The organism is Synechococcus sp. MU1625 (assembly GCF_020514205.1).
In the GTDB taxonomy this organism is placed as follows: Bacteria; Cyanobacteriota; Cyanobacteriia; order PCC-6307; family Cyanobiaceae; genus Parasynechococcus.
Map to the genome: position 1 here is coordinate 826580 of NZ_VTLA01000001.1, position 18833 is coordinate 845412.

Genomic DNA, 18833 nt, shown 5'->3' on the forward strand with positions numbered 1-18833 from the left:
CAGCTCTTTCAGTGCTGCATCTGGTTCAGGAATCTGCGGCTGCGTTCTTCTCTGGCGTTGGTGAAGAACGTCTGCGGGTCGGAGGTCTCCACCACCTGGCCCCGGTCCATAAACATCACCCGATCCGCCACCTCACGGGCAAAGCCCAGTTCGTGGGTCACCACCACCATCGTCATGCCGCCCTGGGCTAATTGGCGCATCGCATCCAGCACTTCCTTCACCCGCTCCGGATCCAAAGCGCTCGTGGGCTCGTCGAACAGCATCACCTCCGGATCCAAGGCCAAAGCCCGGGCGATCGCCACCCGCTGTTGTTGACCACCACTGAGTTGCGCCGGGTACTTCCGTGCCTGCTCCCGAATTCCCATCTGGTCGAGAAGCTCGATGGCGCGCTGCTCTGCATCAACCTTTGCTCGCTTTTGCACCTTGATCGGGGCAAGCGTGATGTTGTCGAGGATCGAGAGATGGGGGAACAGGTTGAACTGCTGAAACACCATGCCCACACGTTTGCGAATCGACCGCACCTGACGTTCCCCATGGGTGGCATCCAAGCGTTCCCCCAGCACATCCAAGACACCGCCATCCAGCGATTCCAGACCATTGAAGGTACGGATCAAAGTGCTCTTTCCGGATCCCGAAGGACCCATCACCACCAGAACTTCGCCGCTGTTCACTTCCAAAGTGACGCCATCAAGAGCTTTCACCCCTTGGGAGTAGCTCTTGACCAACTCAGTGGCACGAATGGCAACGGTCATGGGGCAGAGCGGGCAGGATCGAGCTGAAGTTCCAGGTGCCGGGCCAGCAGAGCCATCGCCGTACACGCCAGCCAGTAAACCGCAGCAAGCCAGAGATACACCTCCAGATAGCGACCGATGAAAGCGGGATTCGCCAACAGGCTGCGGCTGATGCCCAACAATTCGACCAAACCGAGAATGGCCATCAGGCTGGTGTTTTGCAGCAGACCCACCGCCTGGTTGGTGAGCGACGGCAGTGCCACCCGCAGCGCCTGGGGCAGCACCACCAGTTGCAGCGATTGACGTGGTGAAAGGCCAAGCACGGCTGCCGCTTCCCGCTGGGTGGGCGGAATCGCCTGCAATCCACCGCGCACATCCTCAGCGATATAGGCCGCTGCAAACAAGGCGAAGGCGAAGACCGCCCGTACAACCCTGTTGATCTCAAGCCCTGGCGGAAGGAACAGCGGAATCAGCAGTTGTCCGAAAAACAAAACGGCGATCAGCGGGACAGCCCGCATCAATTCGATGTAAGTGGCGCTGCTCCAGCGCAACACCGGAAGGTCACTGCGGCGGCCCAAAGCCAGCAGGATTCCTAGCGGCAGCGCCAAAGCGCCGCTGCCTCCCGTGAGCAGCAGCGTGAGTGTCAGCCCACCCCAACGACGCGATCCCACCGGCAAAAGGCCAAGGCCTCCTGCCAACAGCCACAGCCCCAGCGGTGCCATTGCGATCCAGAGCAGCGGCAGCCAACGGCGAACGGGACCACGCTTCGGGCCGCAGAGGGTCAGCAACGTGAGGGTGATCAATCCAGCTATCCACAGCAGCGGGCGCCAACGTTGATCCGCCGGGAAACTGCCCACCGCATAAAGCGGCAGATTCGTTGTCACCACAGACCAGTCGGCGGTGTATATCAACCAATGCAGCAGCGACCAGCCGGCCCAACCGAGCAGGGCCACCAGGAGGAGGGTGATCGAACGATCCAACCAACGGTTCATCAGCGGCTCCTGTTCAAACGGCCCAGCACCGCACTGTTGAAGGCGGCCATGCCACCGCTGATCAGCAAATTCAGCAGCAGAAAGCTGAACAACAGAAGCAGGAATCCTTCAATCGCGCGGCCGGTTTGCGTGATGGTGGTGTCACTTACGGCGTAGAGATCGGCATAACCCACCGCAATCGCCAACGTGCTGTTCTTGGCGAGATTGAGGTACTGGCTTGTTAGCGCAGGAAGAATCGCCGGCAACGCCTGGGGCAGCACGATGCGACGCAACCCGAGACCTTCTCCGAGTCCAAGACTGCGGAAGGCCTCCCATTGGCCCCTTGGCACTGCATTGATGCCACCGCGCACAATCTCGGCAATCGATGCACCGGTAAACACGGTGAGTCCGACGAGAACAGCGCAAAATTCAACGCTGAGGTTCAAGCCCAACAACTGAATGCCCTGATTCGAGAGCCTGATCAAGCCGCCGATCGGTGCTGCAGGAAGACCGAGGAAGGCAACGAAATACCAGAACAGCAACTGCAGGAGCAGGGGAACCTGACGAATCAGCGCCACGTACCCCCCGGCCAGGCTGCGAAGCAGACGGTTGCCGCTGCTGCGGGCTGCACCGGCAGCCACACCCAAGATGGTGGCCAGCACAAGACCAGCCACGATCACCTTGAGGCTGTTGAGCCAACCGATGGTCAGCGCCCAGAGGTAGCTGTCGGATGGGGCATAAGGGAGAGCGGTTTCCGCCAGAGCGAAGCCTGCCGGTCGGCCAAGCCAGCCAAAACCCAGCCCCAACCCCGTGCGAATCAAATTGACGGCCAGATTATTGACCAACAGGGCCAGCAAGCCGAACAGAACCCCGGCAACACCAACCTGAAGCAGAAGACGACGATGCCGCATCAGGTGAAGGGTGGAGCAATCATCAAACCACCCTCACCGGCAAGGCGATTGGCACCCCTTGGGATGGCCACCGCACTCTCCGGACCCAGATGGCGGTTGTAGATCTCGCCGTAATTGCCGGTCGAACGAATTACCTGAACAACAAAGTCATCGGGGAGCCCGAGTTTGCGACCCAGGCCTGCATCCACACCCAGGAATCGCCGCAGAGCCGTCTGGGAAGGGTCGGCTTCAACTTGCTTCACCACGGCGTCGACATTGGCCTGAGTGATGCCCCGCTCCTCCGCCTCGATCAGGGCATAGACCACCCATGCCATGGCATCGCCCAAGGGCTGATCACCACCCACCACGGCCGGAGCCAAAGGCTCTTTGCTGATCCTGTCGTCGAGAATTAAATGCTGCTGTGGATCGCTAAAGCCGGAACGTGCAGCCGCCAGTTGTGACCGATCCGAGGTCATGGCTTCACATCGCCCCTGGAGGTAGCCACCGACCACCTGATTGAGATCCTGATATTTGATCGGGGTATAAGGCAGCTCTTGAGATGCGAAGGCGTCGTTGAGGTTCTGTTCGGTGGTGGTGCCTGATCCCACGCAAATGGACTTGCCGCTCAAATCAGCCAGAGAGCGCACACCGCTGGCTGCCTTCACCATTAATCCCTGGCCATCGTGGAACACCACTGGAGCAAAGCGCAGACCGTTCCCCCCCACCGCATCGCGACTGAGGGTATGGGTCGTATTGCGGGATAACAGATCAATCTCTCCCGATCGCAATGCAGTGAATCGCTCGGGCGCGGTCAAAGGCCGGTATTGAACCTTCTCAGCGTCCCCCACAAAAGCAGCTGCCATGGCACGGCAGACATCGACATCCAATCCGGTGTAACGCCCATCAGGACTAAGAAAACTGAAACCTGGAATTTTGCCGCTCACCCCGCAGAGCAACTCGCCTCGCGCTTTAACGAGATCCAGGCGCGAACCACCCGCACTATCCAGTGAAGCGCAAGAGCTGAGCAGGGCAGACAGACCTGCCAATGCAGCGATCAGAGCACGCGAATGGGATCGGAACATCAGCGTTGGTACGGATCGGGTGGGATTGTCCCAGATCCCGGGCAAATCGATTGGAACCGACTTAATTTCGCCTTAATTAAATTCACCGCAATGAAAGTCTTGGCCGGGCTTTTGGCCGGACTGATCGCTGGAACCACCGCCCCCCCTGCTCTCTCATGGGAGGGCAGCGATCGGGGGGCTTACAACAACAAAATGGCTCTATTGGGGGTTCTTTTAGAGAGTGCTCAGCAACGCGCTGGTGGTGACCTTCAGACGCTTTGCCTGTTGCTGAGCATTAGCAACGACGTCACCGAAAGGTACGTGGAGACCAACCCTGAAGATGCGCAGGTTCAGCAACGCCTCCTGGCCATGCACCAAGACCTCAGTGTCTGTCTCGCCACGATGGGGGCTCCCAATTCAGCCTCAAGATTCTGAAATCAAAGCTCAAGATCAGGCATGCGCTGATTCCTGCCCCCCGATCCGCTCGAACAGATCAAGGCTTTCTTCGTTGAGGCCTACAACGCTGACGACCGAACCACCGTTGCGATATTTGCGGATGACCTGATCCAGTGCAGCCACGCCGCTCTGGTCCCAGATATGGGCCTTAGACAGATCAAGAGTGATGCGCTTGGGATGGTCGTGAAGATCAAATGCCTGAAGGAAGTAGACCTTGCTCACAAAAAACAGCTGCCCCTCAACCCGGTACAGACGCTCCTGATCACTGATCTCGATGGTCTCCACCTGAATCACCTTGGCAACTTTGCGACTGAACAGAATTCCTGCCAAGGCCACGCCAGCCAAAACACCAAGGGCGAGGTTGTGAGGGGTCGTGAGCATGGTGACGGCGAAGGTCATCAGCATCACCGACGTGTCGCTCTTCGGAATGCGACTCAAGTTGAGGAGGCCATTGATGTCAGCCGTGCTGACGGCAATACTGATCATCACGGCCACCAAAGCCGCCATCGGAATTTGCTTCAGCCAAGGTCCAGCCAGAAGGATCATCGCCAGCAGGCTGACTCCAGAAAACAAGGTTGAGAGGCGCGTGCGACCACCGTTGTCCACGTTCATCACGGACTGGCCCACAAGGGCACAGCCAGCCATGCCACCAAACAAGGACGCGACAATGTTGGCAATGCCCTGACCCCGGGCCTCAACGTTTTTGTTGGTGGTGGTGTCGGTCTTGTCGTCGAGGATGTCCTGGGTCAGGAAGGTTTCCATTAGGCCCACGAGCGAAATGGCCAGGGCGGTGGGCAGCACCAGCCCCAGAGTGTCCAGGCTGAAGGGAACACCTCCGGCGCCGAAGGGAAGACTGAAGGAGGGGAGGCCAGAGGGAAGGGTGCCCAGGCTGCTGACCGTAGGGATGTCGAAGCTGAAACCCACGCTGATCGCCGTCAGCACAACGATGGCGACCAGCTGCGATGGCACCACACGGGTCAGCTTTGGAAGGCCATAGATGATGACCAGGCCGAGCAGGACCAACCCCCAGACGACTGGGATCTGCCCGCCATGGGGCAACAGAGAGGAGGCTCCGTGATCGGCTTCTCCAGCATGGAGATTCAAACCGAGCTGAGGCAACTGGGCCTGAAAGATGAGCAAGGCCAGCGCGTTCACAAACCCGCTCAGCACCCCTTGGGGAACAAAGCGCATCTGATACGCCAATCGCAGATACCCCCAAAGGATCTGGAGCAGGCCCGTCACCAGACCAGCCACCATCAGATATTGCACCCCAAGGCCTGGCCCCCGAGCCTCACCCGTCGCCACCAGGCCTGTCATCAAGAGCGCCGTGGAGCCGGTTGCCGACGTGATCATCGCCATCCGGCCCCCAACCACAGCGATGGTCAGCGACAGGCAAAACGCTCCGAACAGACCGACCTTGGGATCCACTCCAGCGATCCCAGAAAAAGCGATGGCCTCCGGGATCATGGCGAAAGCCACCACAAGTCCGGAAAGAAGGTCTTTGCTGGGATTAGCAAACCACTGATTCACCAGGGTTGGGTTGGATCGCTTGGCCATCAGCGGATGCCGGTTAGGGGCGACCGTAAATCAGAGCGCCGGCAGGATGCCTGCCGGATCCAAGCGCTGTTTCAGCTTTCGCAACTCCAGCAACCAGGGTCCAAACGCTGCCTCCAACTCCCTTTGGTGAAACGGCAGGTGGTCATGAAACTGCGCCAGATGCACTCCAGGGCAGACCGGTTGGAGGATCTGCCAAACCGCTTGCAGCCAAGCGAGGCTGCGGCATCGGCCATCGGCATCCCCTGGCGTCCAAGCCGCCGTGATCCAAGGTTTCCACTCGGCATCGCGGTGGACAAACGAGGTAGCCGCGACTGGAACCTTTTTTGTCACCACACCAAGCTGCTGACAGGCCAGGTTGCAGCCCGGATGCGGACGGTGCTGCAGTAGATGGCGTAGCTCCGGCATCAAATGTCCCCAGGCCTCAGCAGCTGCAGGGCCCAACAAACCAACGACCTCCGAATGACAACGGGGAGGCAGCGAAGCTGATCCTCTCAACGATGGGAGCTGATGCAACCCCTCGATCCGCTGCGCTCCGGCCCATGCAGCATGACCAACCCAAAGCGACTGCACCGCGTCGGCGCTCTCCCAATGCCATTGCAGGCTGGCGCTGGAGTCCGATGCTTCCGCCTGGAGCATGAGTGCAGCGAGTTGATCCGGAGAAACCGAACGCTGCTCCACCCACAGCGGCTGAACGGGATGGGTGGTCATGCGCACCTCGCTCACCACACCCAGAAACGGTGCTGCTCCACACAGGCCGCGCCACTCCAACGAGCCACCATCAGCTGCTCGTGACAGCGCAAAGGGGGTGCCATCACCCCACACACCATGAATCTCCAGCAATTGGTCGACAGCCAGCCCCACTTGTCGACTCAGCGGCCCCATGCCGCCGGTGAGCACATAACCAAGCCCGGGCAGCCCCGACAAACCGGCAGCCATCGTTCGGCCGTAAGGAAGCAACGCATCGAGCACCTCTCCCATTCGGCACCCTGCACCGATCAACACCGTCTGATCGGCAGGCTCCCAATCAAGACGTTTGAAGTGGGTTTGAACATCCACCGTCCAGTTGTCGGCGGCGGCGGCGCGAGATGTGGTGCCACCCCCACAGAGTCGTAATGGCCGCGGACCACTCCAATCCCGAATGCAATCACTCAAGGTTTCCGGCCGTGGAGATACCAGGCCGGAGCACCTCGCATCAGCCGCCTGCGCATTGATGAAAACGGGACGGTCTGAATCCATCGCGATGCGACCGATATCGTCAATCCATTGGAACAGCAGAGCGACCTTTTGGCCGAACAGCACGCGGAAACCGGCAATGAGCATCTTGGCGTTCTGATCTGCGGCCACGGGAGTCGCAACCGACTGGCCGTTGAAGAGTTCGCCCAGATGGTGGAAGCCCTACGGCCTCGGCTCGCCCCGATGCCGGTGGAACACGGCTACCTGGAATTTGCCCGCCCCATCCTTCGGGATGGCCTTGACTCGCTTCGGCAACAGGGCGTCACCAGGGTGCTGGCCATTCCAGCCATGCTTTTCGCCGCGGGGCATGCCAAGAACGACATCCCCTCCGTTCTCAACACCTACACCGCCGAAACTGGTCTGACGATCGATTACGGCCGTGAGCTGGGCGTGGATCGCCTGATGGTGTCGGCTGCCGGAGCACGGGTTCAGGAATGTCTCGACGCCGCCACGAGCACCGTTCCGCTGACCGAAACCCTCTTGGTGGTGGTGGGTCGAGGTTCATCCGATCCAGACGCCAACTCCAACGTGGCCAAGGTGACGCGCCTACTGGTGGAAGGGTTTGGCTTCGGCTGGGGAGAAACGGTGTATTCGGGCGTGACCTTCCCGCTGGTGGAACCAGGGCTACGCCATGCGGTGAAGCTGGGTTTCAAACGTGTTGTGGTGGTGCCCTACTTCCTCTTTTCAGGGGTTTTGGTGAGCCGAATCCGCCAACACACCGCTCTAGTAGAAGCGGACCACCCTGAGGTGGAGTTTCTCTCGGCGGGGTACCTGGGCGACCACACACTGGTGGTGGACACCTTCAAAGAGCGGGTCGAGGAAGTGTTGCGAGGCGACACTGCCATGAACTGCTCGCTCTGCAAGTACAGAGCCCAGGTGCTGGGCTTCGAACAGGACGTGGGGCGTGCGCAGGAAAGCCACCACCATCACGTGGAAGGACTTGCGGAAAGCTGCACGCTCTGCGAACTGGAGTGCACAGGGGCTTGCCAACCCGACGGCCTACCGATTGCCCATGACCACAGCCATGGGGCAGACCACAGCCATGGGGCAAATCACAGCCATGACCATCATCACCCCCCTTATCCCCATGCCGATCACCCCTTGGGGCCCACCACGCTGAAGCGCACCAGCGACGCTCCTAAAGATTGAATCCATAACCCTTAAGGAAAAGCGTTCCTCGGTCACCAATGACACGGATCTTGAAAGCGACAGGAGCGACGGGGCAAAGATCAGATTTGCTTATCGAACATCCTTTACAGGGGTTCGCCCGCTTTCTCCACAGGAAACACAACCCTTTTCCACAGGCTGAAGGTGGCTTGCCGGACGTGACGGTCAACCTGTGAATTTCCACGGGAAGGGCGCCATCGGGTTGACAGTCCGCTCCAACTCCCTAGACCAAGCCACCTTCGTCGCCCTTCATGCATCCAACCCCAGTCTCAGACTGCGGTCTCATCTCGTCTCATTCGTAATTCAGCAAATGGAGACGGCTTTGACGCAAATGGCGGTTGTGTGGCTTTCTTAGTGGCGTTGGACATGGGCGAGCTAGACAACATGGAGCGAAATCATCTCGAGCGATGCCATGAGATGGGGACAACGGAACGCGGAACATCTGCAAAAGCCAGCTACGTGAGCCTGGAGACTGAAATTCCCGAAGTGCTCTATCGAGGCATGAAGGATTTCATCGGTGAGAACCCCACCTGGGATCAATACCGCGTCATGAGTTCCGCCCTTGCCCACTTTCTGTTTCAGAACGGCAGTGACGACCGCGCCGTAACCGAGCGCTATCTCGACGATTTGTTTATCCGCCCCGACCACTAAGGGCCAGCAGACACGCCCGACGGCTCAGGGCCATCATCGTGAGGGTTGGGCTCTGCCAGGCCGAGGAGGGCCAACAGGCACCGTCAACCACCAGCACATTGGGGACGCGCCAGAGCCGGTTGGAGGAATCGAGAACGCTGCTTGTCTCGTTCGAGCCCATCGCAGCCCCTCCAACCTCATGGATGTAATAGCCCGGTGGTGCTGCACCGTCAGACAACGCAACCGCCCCATCCAGGAAAGGCTCAACGAAGGGGAGATGGAAAAGGTCCTTAATTGGCTTGGCCTCACCTCCGGCAGCGTCGATACAGGCCTTGATGGAGGCGCGCATGTGCGTCACCATCGCCAGCTCATTGGGACTCCAACGACACGCAATCAAGGGAACACGCACGCCCCAGCGATCGCTGCGCTCACTCAGCGTCACTTTGTTCTCAACTCTCGGGAGGACTTCACCGTGGCCAATGAGGAACCCGGTGATGCAGGACGGGCGACGCCTCAACCATCGAGGTGGGTCAAACCGCCCAATACCTCCCCAGAGTCCATAGCCGCCCTGAAATTCAGCAGATGACAGGTGCCGCCCAAAGGGCACAAAGAAACTTCCGGCCCCCGTGAGAGGTGGCTGCGCTGCATGGACTTGCTCGGGGAAAGCAAAAAACTGCGACGTAGAGACGTGATCCATCAGGCGTGTACCGAGACGTCCTGAAGGGTCGTCAAAACCGTTGCTCTGCTCTCCACGACGGGAACGCAGCAGGATGGAAACGGTCTGAATCGTCGAAGCAGCCAAGACCACGAGATCCGCCTTCAACTCCTTTCTGTTGCCATTGGCTTGATCAACGGCAACCACACCAGTGGCTTTGTCGCCACCTGCATTCACCAGTAGACGCTCCACCAGATGCTCAGACATCAGCTGTGTGCGTCCTGTGGCCATGGCACGAGGAAGGCTGCTGCCGCGGCTGCTTGAGCGAGGCCAAGGTGCGTTTGTCTCCTGTAGCCAGGGACCAAACCCCCTGGACTGAATCACGGGGTAACCCAACCGATGCCGCACAACCTCGGCAAAGCGCTGTTCTGCCGGCGTCGCCACCAGAGCCGGTTGCGTCTCTCCATCCGGCAGATGATCCAAACCATCGCGCCCACCATGAACGCCGAGCCAGCGCTCCAGTTCGGCGTAATGCGGCATCAGGTCACGGCTACGCAGGGGCCAACCAACCTGTTCGCCGTCAACGTTGACACCGGCCAGATCCTCATCGGAAAGACGCAGGGTGATGCCACCCCAGGTCAAGCTGCGACCGCCAACCTGCAAACCTCGCGTCCAGAGAAAAGGCTGGTTCGTCGGGTGGTCGTAAGGGTGGAGTCTCTCGTCGGCGTACAGCCGAGGGTTTGCTTTCCAGTAGCCAGGATGCTGCGACTGCCGGCGATGACTGCCGCTGGTCAGTCCCACGATCCGCCGCAACAGATTGCCCGGCTCAGACCCGAAGGCCTCCGTGCTGGTGAGGTTAGGGCCAGCCTCCACCACAAGCACCCGCGCGCCGCCCTCAGCCAGCGTCATGGCTGCCACACCTCCACTCGCTCCCGAGCCAACGACGATGGCGTCCCAGGGACCATCGCAGTTCATAGAGCGACTGCTCATGGAACGACCACAGACAAAAAAAGATCCCCCCTGAGGGAGATCATTCATTCAATCAGAGTTGGTGGCGGGGGGGAGATTTGAACTCCCGACCTTCGGGTTATGAGCCCGACGAGCTACCAGACTGCTCTACCCCGCGGCGACTTGAAAATCATACATGTCGGTGTCACGCATGACTGCAGAGGTCAGGTGTGCAAAGCACCATTCACGGTGAGCTTGACGCTCGGGTTCACGACCAGCACCTGCTCGTCCAGCTCGTCGAGCCCCATGGGCGTGAGCCACTCCAGTTGACGCAACACATGCAATGCAACCGCCTGCTTGGCACGACGGGAGCCGTCTTCAACCTTGATGGCTACCCCAAGACCTTCACCAATGCGGCTCAGACATTGAATGCCCTCAGCTCCACCTTTGCTCAAGACCTGACCATGGCTGCGGCGCATTAGCTCGGTGTCGAAACGCCCCTCGCCTGCCACCAGGTCGGGATGACTCAGCATGGCCCGACTGATCTGTTCAAGTTCAGCATGCTGTGAGGCCCCGAGATGGGCATACAGAAGCGCCATCTGGGCCAACTGCAGCACCAAGGTCGGAGCGCCGCAATCATCCCGTTCTGCAACCAATTCCTCCGCAGGCAGGCCAATCAGTTCAGCAACCCGACGGTTCACTTCAACCTGCAGCGGATGGTCGTTCTGCAGATACGACTCGAGCGGCCATCCCATCTTCCGACTGGTGGCCAGAAAAGCAGCGTGTTTGCCGGAACAATTGTGCTGAAGCGGACTGTCAGCACCATCCGGAACCGGACATTGAAGTGAAGCGCTGTCCAACTCCGCTTTCCACAGCAACCTGAAGGCTTCCCGCGCATGGGCATTGGTGCCCGCATGGGACGCGCAACTGATGGCAATGCCCCGGTCATCGACATCCATCTGGCCGGCGGTGCCACTGCTGAGAAAGGGCAAAGCCTGAAACGGCTTGAGCGCCGAGCGCATGAAACTTTCCAAGCCAGGATTTCCAGCCGACATCAGCACCCGACCACGTCCATCGCAGACCACCGCATGGACACGATGGAACGACTCCGTGATGGATCCCCGCCGAAGACAAACCTCAAGGGGCGCTGACCCGGACCGGGCTGCAGGGCTGAAGCCCGAGGGCAAAGTCATCGGTCACCCCGAGTGGTTCAAAGAGCCTGACAGAGACTGGCACCAGCAAGCATCAAACCGGCCGAGGTGGCCATTGCACGGCCTAAACGCCCAAGGATTGGTCGAACCTCATGGCGAGCTACAAGCAAATCTCGTTCTCGCCATGACAAGGGTTTTTCCCAGGTTTGCCCGTCGTACCAGCCGGATTCCTCGTAGTCGACGGATTCACGCAGCAGACGCTGCATGACGTAGGTCCATCCCAGCCATTGGCGCACAAGGAGCAGCAAAGGCAGAACGAGAGCCGCAACTGCGGCTGCAGCCACGAGCCTGGGCGGATCCTGCTTGAGAGTCCAACTGCCACTGGCGATCAAACTGCACACCGGCAGCATCAACAGCCAGCTGCCTGCAAGGCGTTGCATCAAACGGGAATCCTGGCCGGCCGGCCAAGAAAAAAACCACGACTCACAGAGCTGCTGAAACTCCTCAAGAGGCCGCTGCTCCGGAGGAACGGGGCAGGACACCGCTTCAGGCATGGGAAAAGCGGCTATTGAGCTGACGGTAAGAAGGTTCTACTTTCACCGTGACTCCAGAAAGCCTCAAGGTCGTAGTAGCCGCGCTCATCGGGCATCAGCACATGAACGATGACATCGCCGTAATCCAGAAGAGCCCAGCGCCCTTCATTGAGACCTTCCTTACGCAAGGGCAAGAGATCTACCTCAGCCTCCAGCCGGTCTTCAACAGACCTTGCAATGGCACGAACTTGAACGTCGGATTGACCACCAGCGATCACCATCCAATCGGCCAGGCTGGAGACCTCATCAACGCGAATCAGACGGATGTCGGTGGCCTTACGGTCATCGCAAGCGTCGGCGACCAGCTCGGCAAGATTTTGACTATCCATAGACATTCTCGCTAGTGACTGAGCTGCGCGAGCCCTCTTGCTGAGCCATTTCGGCTCTGGCCTTGCTGGCGCTCTTCCGCAGGGCTTCCAGACGGTCCTCGTAGTAGCTGCGGCGACTCTTCTTGCGGGTCTTTTCGACCAACTCTTTCAGTGCTCCCCCCAGACTCCGATAGGCATTCGGAACGCTGTAACCAAACCGGCAGGCCAGATCAATCGCACGCTCATCGGCACTGATGGCGTCCTGAAGACGCTTTTCCGAGTTGTTCTTCAAGTAGAGCCTGTATCCCGCGAAGCCCGAGAGGCCAAGGGCCATCAGCAGCAGCAGGCCGTCCTGAACCCACAATTCACCGATGGCACCGCCGAGGCCGATGGCCAGGGCGGCCATCTCCCAACCATCCCTGGGAATGGTGTCGTTCTGAATGCGACCAACCTCGTGCCAGAACAGCAAATTTCGGTGGTCCAACGCGAGGGAGTCCCATTCGTCGAGATCCACCTGGATCTCCACTTCATCCCGACCGATCTCTTCAAGGGTGATCAATGGAGGATCAACTGCAGCAGCTGATTCCACAAACACCCAGCTCTGCATTTCCGGTGGCAGCACCCCCTTCAGGCGCTGGAGCTCACTCATCGCAAATCTGGCGCTGATATTCCATCACCGTAGCGAGGCCAAGCTCGGGGCTCAGGTCTTGGCCGCGTGAGAGGCTTGAACTGTTTGGCCTAGGACGATTTCCCATGCCCAGGCGGTCTGACCTGAGTCGCATTCTCCTGGTGGGGTCAGGTCCGATTGTGATCGGCCAGGCCTGCGAGTTCGACTACTCCGGAACCCAGGCCTGCAAAGCCCTCAGAGCCGAGGGATATGAGGTCATTTTGATCAATTCCAATCCGGCGTCGATCATGACCGACCCGGAGATGGCGGATCGCACCTACATCGAACCGCTAACGCCGGACATCGTCACCCGGGTGATCGAGCAGGAGCGACCGGATGCTCTTCTCCCCACCATGGGCGGTCAGACCGCTCTGAACCTGGCCGTCACCCTGGCTGAAAACGGCACCTTGGAGCGCTTCGGCGTCGAATTGATCGGTGCCGATCTCAAGGCGATCCAAAAGGCGGAGGACCGTCTGCTGTTCAAGCAGGCCATGGAGCGCATCGGTGTGAAGGTCTGCCCATCAGGGATTGCCTCATCTCAGGAGGAAGCCGAAGCCGTTGGGGCCGCGATCGGCAGTTTCCCCCGGATCATCCGGCCTGCCTTCACCCTCGGCGGAAGTGGCGGGGGAATTGCCTACAACCCGGAGGAATACGCAGCGATCTGCAAGAGCGGGCTTGAGGCGAGTCCGGTCTCCCAAATCTTGATCGAGCAATCGCTACTGGGCTGGAAGGAATTCGAGCTCGAGGTGATGCGTGATCTGGCGGACAACGTGGTGATCGTCTGCAGCATCGAAAACCTGGACCCGATGGGGGTGCATACAGGGGATTCGATCACGGTCGCCCCGGCCCAAACACTCACGGATCGGGAATACCAGCGGCTGCGCGACCAATCGATCGCCATCATTCGCGAGATCGGTGTTGCCACAGGCGGCAGCAACATCCAGTTCGCCATCAACCCGGACAACGGCGACGTTGTGGTGATCGAGATGAATCCAAGGGTGAGTCGATCCTCTGCTTTGGCGAGTAAGGCCACCGGCTTCCCGATCGCGAAGATCGCCGCACGTCTCGCCGTTGGCTACACCCTCGACGAAATCATCAACGACATCACCGGCAAGACGCCAGCCTGCTTCGAGCCGACGATCGATTACGTCGTCACCAAAATCCCGCGCTTCGCCTTCGAAAAATTCCGGGGCAGTCCGGCGGTGCTCACCACGTCGATGAAGTCGGTGGGCGAAGCCATGGCCATCGGCCGCTGTTTCGAAGAGTCATTCCAGAAAGCCATGCGTTCCTTGGAAACAGGGCTCTCGGGCTGGGGAGGCGACCGGGAGGAACCGAACCACAGCGACGGTGAGCTCGATCGTCGGCTGAGGACCCCCTCACCAGAGCGCATCCTCAGCGTGCGAACGGCGATGGTGCGCGGACGCAGCGATGAAGAAATTCATCGAATCAGCAAGATTGACCCGTGGTTCCTGGCAAAACTGCGGCGGATCATCGAGGCGGAAACAAGGCTCATCAAGGGCAAAAGCCTCGAGCAGCTCAATGCCGAGAGCCTGTTTGAAGCCAAGCAGCTGGGGTTTTCAGACCGACAGATCGCCTGGCAGACCAACAGCGATGAATTGTTGGTGCGTCAGAGACGTCATCAGCTCGATGTTCGCGCCATCTTCAAAACCGTCGACACCTGCGCTGCGGAGTTCGCCTCATCCACCCCATACCACTACTCGACCTATGAACGTCCCCTGCAGACCCTGCAGGCGGATGGGTCCCTCAAGCCCCTTCCAGCCTCTTCTGAAGTGACGCGTCGCCAGGACGGTCGCAAGATGATGATCTTGGGCGGAGGCCCCAACAGGATCGGGCAGGGCATCGAATTCGACTACTGCTGCTGTCATGCCTCCTTTGCTGGACAGGAGCAAGGGATCACCACAGTGATGGTGAACAGCAATCCCGAAACGGTGTCCACCGACTACGACACCAGTGACAGCCTTTACTTCGAACCACTCACGTTGGAGGACGTTCTCAATGTGATCGAAGCGGAACGTCCCGATGGAGTGGTGGTGCAGTTCGGTGGACAAACCCCCCTGAAACTTGCCATTCCCCTGCTGCGCTGGCTCGAGAGTGAGGAAGGACGCGCGACAGGCACCAGCATCTGGGGCACCTCCCCTGAATCGATCGACCGCGCCGAAGACCGCGAGCAGTTCGAGGCCATCCTCCGCGATCTGAACATCCGGCAACCCCGCAACGGCCTGGCGCGAAGTGAGGAGGAAGCGCGGGCCGTGGCCGCCAGGGTGGGCTATCCAGTTGTCGTTCGGCCGTCCTACGTCTTAGGTGGACGTGCCATGGAGGTGGTCTTCGACGAAGAAGAGCTCAACCGCTACATGCGCGAGGCCGTTCAGGTGGAGCCCGACCATCCGGTTCTGATTGACCAATACCTGGAAAATGCCGTCGAAGTAGACGTTGACGCCCTCTGCGATCACAACGGCGCCGTCATTGTCGGGGGTCTGATGGAGCACATCGAACCGGCTGGGATCCACTCCGGTGACTCAGCCTGCTGTTTGCCCTCGGTCTCCCTTGGTGAAGCGGCGCTGAACACCATTCGCGACTGGAGTCGCTCCTTGGCGCAATCCCTGGAGGTTCGTGGACTGATCAACCTCCAGTTCGCCGTTCAGCGCAACACCGATGGTTCGGAAGTCGTCTACATCATCGAAGCCAATCCACGCGCCTCCAGGACGGTCCCCTTCGTCGCCAAAGCCACAGGACAACCTCTGGCACGACTAGCGACCCGTCTGATGGCGGGCGAAACCCTCAGCGACATTGGCTTGACCCGCGAACCGAAGCCGCCGCTGCAGTCGATCAAGGAGGCCGTCCTTCCCTTCAGGCGATTCCCTGGAGCTGACACGGTTCTGGGGCCAGAAATGCGCTCCACTGGGGAGGTGATGGGGTGCGCCGACAGCTTCGGAATGGCCTACGCCAAAGCCGAACTCGGCGCAGGCGAAGCGCTGCCCACCCAAGGAACAGTGTTCCTCTCCACCCACGACCGCGACAAGCAAGCGTTGGTGCCCATCGCCGCTCGGCTGATCGAACTCGGGTTTGATGTGACAGCAACCTCAGGAACCGCTCAAGCGCTCGCCAACGCAGGACTGAAAGTGCAATCCGTGCTCAAGGTGCACGAGGGTCGACCCAATATCGAGGACCAGATCCGCTCCAATCAGGTCCAGCTGGTGATCAACACACCGATTGGCCGTCAAGCAGCCCATGACGACAAATATCTACGCCGGGCAGCGCTTGATTACGCCGTACCAACCGTTACCACCCTCGCGGGCGCACGGGCTGCGGTGGAAGCAATCTCCGCGCTCCAACAACAGCCAAGGCTCAGCATCCATGCACTGCAAGACGTCCACGCCATGCAGCGTTAAACCACCGGTAGGGTTGCAGAAGCCACCTCACTGCTGTGACAGCCTCCGTTCCCGTCAAGCCTGGATGCGACCTGCGTGATGTTTTTCGTCGCGCCTACGAGAACCGCTACACCTGGGCCCCTGGTTTTTCCGGCTATCGCGGACGCTGCATCTGGGAGCAGAACGATCAACGGGTCGAAGGCCAGTTCGAAATCGGCGCTGATCTGAAGGCCAAGGTTGAGGGAATTGAGAACGAAGACATTCTGAAGGCGGTGAACTCACAGCTTTGGGAGGTGGCGATCCATCGCGTTCGTCGCAGCTTCGATCAGACCCACGGGGAGAACACCTTCACGGCCGGTGACACCAACGAGGTGGGAACCGAAGTTCTGATCGGCGGCAAGGGAGAAGGTGATAAATACCGCATCAAGGATGACGTGGTGACCATGGTTCACCGACACATCCACGGCACCGTCGTGACGATCTACACCACAGATGTCACCCACACCGGCTCGGGATACCTCAGCCACACCTACACAAGTCAATACGCCGACCCAGCAACGGGAGAAGCCCGGGGCGGCCGCAGCAGCTTCAAAGACACCTTCGCTCCTCTTCCAGGGGATGGTCCCTGGGTGCTGACCGAGCGGGTCGTGACCACCGAAGCCCACGGCGACACCCCAGCCGGACGTCAGACCTTCCGCTTTGAAGATCTCGAATCACTCTGAGTTGATTGCCGGTACCAGCCGGCTATGAGACCATCCGCCCAAACTTGTTGAAAGGCATGGGCGGAGTCGAGTCGACCATTCAGGCCATCAATGGCCCGATCAACAGTGTGGTTTGGGGATGGCCCACCGTCATTTTGATTGCCGCGACCGGCATTCTCTTGATGGTGGGATTGCGGTTCATGCCGCTGCAAAGGCTGGGATATGGCATCTCGATGATGCTCCGCCCTGCTGCATCACAAACCGAAGGGGAGATCACGCCCTTTCAGGCACTGATGACATCCTTGTCCGCCACGATCGGCACAGGGAACATCGCCGGTGTTGCAGGGGCGATCGCCGTTGGCGGGCCTGGAGCCGTCTTCTGGATGTGGATCATCGCGATCTTCGGTATCGCAACCAAATACGCCGAAGCGGTGCTCGCGGTTCAATTCCGTGAAACCGATGGGGAAGGCAACCATGTCGGTGGCCCGATGTATTACATCCGCAATGGGCTCGGCAGCGGCTGGAGCTGGATGGCGGGCCTGTTTGCTCTCTTCGGCATGTTGGCTGGGTTTGGCATCGGCAATGGGGTTCAGGCCTTTGAGGTTTCGTCTGCCTTGAGCCTGATCGGCATTCCGAAGCTGGTCACCGGAATCGTTCTGGCAGCACTTGTTTTTGCTGTTGTGATCGGAGGCATCAAGCGCATCGCCCAAGCGGCTTCAGCCATCGTTCCCCTGATGTCGATCCTCTACGTCGCGGCATGCTTATTGGTGCTGCTTCTCAATCTGGGGGGCGTACCTGAAGCCTTCGCAACGATTTTCTCCAACGCCTTCTCCGGCAAAGCAGCTGCCGGTGGTGCTCTTGGTCAGGTGGTGCTGATGGGTTTCAAACGGGGCATCTTCTCCAATGAAGCAGGCCTCGGCAGCGCACCGATCGCTCACGCTGCCGCAAGAACCGATGACCCCGTTCGACAGGGCACGGTGGCCATGCTGGGCACCTTCATCGACACCCTGATCATCTGCACGATGACCGCTCTGGTGATCATCACCACGAAAGCCAATCTGATCCTCGATGCAGCTGGCGAAAAACTAAGCGGGGCAGACCTCTCCATCACTGCTTTCAATACCGGAATCTCCGGCAGTGGCGTGGTGGTCACGCTGGGGTTGGTGGTCTTTGCCTTCACCACCATTCTGGGCTGGAGCTTCTACGGCGAACGCTGTACCACGTACTTGTTCGGTGAGTCTGCCGTGATGCCGTTCCGTCTGGTTTGGGTGGCTGTTGTTGTGATCGGCGCTGTGGCCGGTGACCGTGGCGTGATCTGGTCGATTGCCGACACGCTGAACGGGCTGATGGCCCTCCCCAACCTTGTTGCCCTTCTGCTCCTCTCGGGAACAGTGTTCAAACTCACCAAGGCTTACAAGTTCAGCGATTGATGCCGTAAAGATTCATCCAAAAAGGGGGCTCCTGGCCCCCTTTTTTATTGGCAGGCAATCAGCCCTGACCATCAGGCAGCGGGGTAACGGACTGAAGCTTGTCATTCAGCTGCGTGGCGAGGCTCTGACGTCCTACAGCCAGAACCTTGAGGGTGTCTTCATGCATCCGCAGCTGAGCATCGGCAACCTGCATGCCACGCACAAGCTCCTTGAGCTCATCAGGAAGTGTATTGAGGTCGTAGCGCTTGCCCTCAAACGTCAGGACAGGGTTGTTGGCTGCAGAGTCAGTCATCGT

Annotated in this window: 18 protein-coding genes and 1 tRNA gene; 6 read left to right on the top strand and 13 right to left on the bottom strand. The window is 59.5% G+C overall.

Going from position 1 to position 18833, the window contains the following annotated elements:
• Positions 1–8: 8 nt before the first annotated feature.
• Genes FZX13_RS04890 through FZX13_RS04905 form a run of 4 tightly spaced genes read right to left on the bottom strand, consistent with a single transcriptional unit; the run spans position 9 to position 3674 of the window.
• Complete coding sequence (locus FZX13_RS04890; protein WP_226407821.1) at positions 9–752, bottom strand: amino acid ABC transporter ATP-binding protein; 744 nt, start codon at positions 750–752, stop codon at positions 9–11.
• On the bottom strand, positions 749–1723 hold the full coding sequence (locus tag FZX13_RS04895; RefSeq protein WP_226407823.1) for an amino acid ABC transporter permease: 975 nt from the start codon (positions 1721–1723) through the stop codon (positions 749–751). Before FZX13_RS04895 ends, FZX13_RS04890 begins: the two co-directional genes overlap by 4 nt.
• Entirely contained in the window at positions 1723–2613 is an 891-nt protein-coding gene (locus FZX13_RS04900) for an ABC transporter permease subunit (protein WP_226407825.1), read from the bottom strand. Before FZX13_RS04900 ends, FZX13_RS04895 begins: the two co-directional genes overlap by 1 nt.
• Entirely contained in the window at positions 2613–3674 is a 1062-nt protein-coding gene (locus FZX13_RS04905; RefSeq protein WP_226407827.1) for an amino acid ABC transporter substrate-binding protein, read from the bottom strand. The genes FZX13_RS04900 and FZX13_RS04905 overlap by 1 nt, the downstream gene beginning before the upstream one ends.
• Positions 3675–3764: 90 nt before the next feature.
• Here FZX13_RS04905 and FZX13_RS04910 point away from each other — a divergent pair, with 90 nt between their 5' ends.
• Complete coding sequence (locus FZX13_RS04910) at positions 3765–4088, top strand: hypothetical protein (protein WP_226407829.1); 324 nt, start codon at positions 3765–3767, stop codon at positions 4086–4088.
• Positions 4089–4103: 15 nt separating this feature from the next.
• On the opposite strand, the gene FZX13_RS04915 is transcribed toward FZX13_RS04910, so the two are convergent.
• A complete protein-coding gene (locus FZX13_RS04915; protein WP_226407831.1) occupies positions 4104–5666 on the bottom strand; it encodes a SulP family inorganic anion transporter in 1563 nt (520 codons plus the stop codon).
• Positions 5667–5696: 30 nt separating this feature from the next.
• Positions 5697–6986 carry an FAD-binding oxidoreductase gene (locus FZX13_RS04920; RefSeq protein ID WP_226407833.1) on the bottom strand — a complete coding sequence of 430 codons (1290 nt, stop codon included), beginning with the start codon at positions 6984–6986 and terminating at the stop codon, positions 5697–5699.
• Between FZX13_RS04920 and FZX13_RS04925 the strand changes: the two genes are divergently transcribed.
• On the top strand, positions 6951–8048 hold the full coding sequence (locus tag FZX13_RS04925; RefSeq protein WP_226407835.1) for a sirohydrochlorin chelatase: 1098 nt from the start codon (positions 6951–6953) through the stop codon (positions 8046–8048). The two genes, FZX13_RS04920 and FZX13_RS04925, sit on opposite strands and share 36 nt — an antisense overlap.
• Positions 8049–8450: 402 nt before the next feature.
• A complete protein-coding gene (locus FZX13_RS04930; RefSeq protein ID WP_226407837.1) occupies positions 8451–8717 on the top strand; it encodes a DUF2811 domain-containing protein in 267 nt (88 codons plus the stop codon).
• Here the strand turns inward: FZX13_RS04930 and FZX13_RS04935 are convergent.
• The 6 genes from FZX13_RS04935 to FZX13_RS04960 form a co-directional block, all read right to left on the bottom strand.
• Positions 8698–10341 carry a GMC oxidoreductase gene (locus FZX13_RS04935; RefSeq protein ID WP_226407839.1) on the bottom strand — a complete coding sequence of 548 codons (1644 nt, stop codon included), beginning with the start codon at positions 10339–10341 and terminating at the stop codon, positions 8698–8700. The genes FZX13_RS04930 and FZX13_RS04935 overlap by 20 nt on opposite strands.
• A gap of 59 nt (positions 10342–10400) precedes the next feature.
• Positions 10401–10477 (bottom strand) — tRNA-Met (locus FZX13_RS04940).
• A gap of 46 nt (positions 10478–10523) precedes the next feature.
• The gene (locus FZX13_RS04945; RefSeq protein WP_226407841.1) at positions 10524–11492 is read right to left on the bottom strand and encodes an asparaginase; all 969 of its coding nucleotides are present in this window, start codon (positions 11490–11492) and stop codon (positions 10524–10526) included.
• A gap of 17 nt (positions 11493–11509) precedes the next feature.
• Complete coding sequence (locus FZX13_RS04950; protein WP_226407843.1) at positions 11510–12004, bottom strand: CGLD27 family protein; 495 nt, start codon at positions 12002–12004, stop codon at positions 11510–11512.
• 11 nt (positions 12005–12015) lie between these two features.
• Entirely contained in the window at positions 12016–12372 is a 357-nt protein-coding gene (gene rsfS / locus FZX13_RS04955) for a ribosome silencing factor (protein ID WP_226407845.1), read from the bottom strand.
• Positions 12365–13000, bottom strand: coding sequence for a DUF3318 domain-containing protein (locus tag FZX13_RS04960; RefSeq protein WP_115025203.1), 636 nt, complete (start codon positions 12998–13000; stop codon positions 12365–12367). The genes rsfS and FZX13_RS04960 overlap by 8 nt, the downstream gene beginning before the upstream one ends.
• Before the next feature lie 104 nt (positions 13001–13104).
• Here FZX13_RS04960 and carB point away from each other — a divergent pair, with 104 nt between their 5' ends.
• From carB to FZX13_RS04975, 3 genes are read left to right on the top strand one after another with little or no spacing between them, the layout of a single operon-like run.
• Positions 13105–16428 carry a carbamoyl-phosphate synthase large subunit gene (carB, locus tag FZX13_RS04965; protein WP_226407847.1) on the top strand — a complete coding sequence of 1108 codons (3324 nt, stop codon included), beginning with the start codon at positions 13105–13107 and terminating at the stop codon, positions 16426–16428.
• Between the two features lie 35 nt (positions 16429–16463).
• Positions 16464–17129 (top strand): DUF3386 domain-containing protein, encoded by a 666-nt coding sequence (locus FZX13_RS04970; RefSeq protein ID WP_226407849.1) that lies wholly within the window; start codon positions 16464–16466, stop codon positions 17127–17129.
• A gap of 56 nt (positions 17130–17185) precedes the next feature.
• Complete coding sequence (locus FZX13_RS04975; RefSeq protein WP_226407850.1) at positions 17186–18538, top strand: sodium:alanine symporter family protein; 1353 nt, start codon at positions 17186–17188, stop codon at positions 18536–18538.
• A 58-nt stretch (positions 18539–18596) separates the two neighbouring features.
• Here the strand turns inward: FZX13_RS04975 and FZX13_RS04980 are convergent, their stop codons facing one another.
• Positions 18597–18830, bottom strand: a complete 234-nt coding sequence (locus tag FZX13_RS04980) for a DUF6447 family protein (protein ID WP_115093491.1) — start codon at positions 18828–18830, stop codon at positions 18597–18599.
• Positions 18831–18833: the final 3 nt, after the last annotated feature.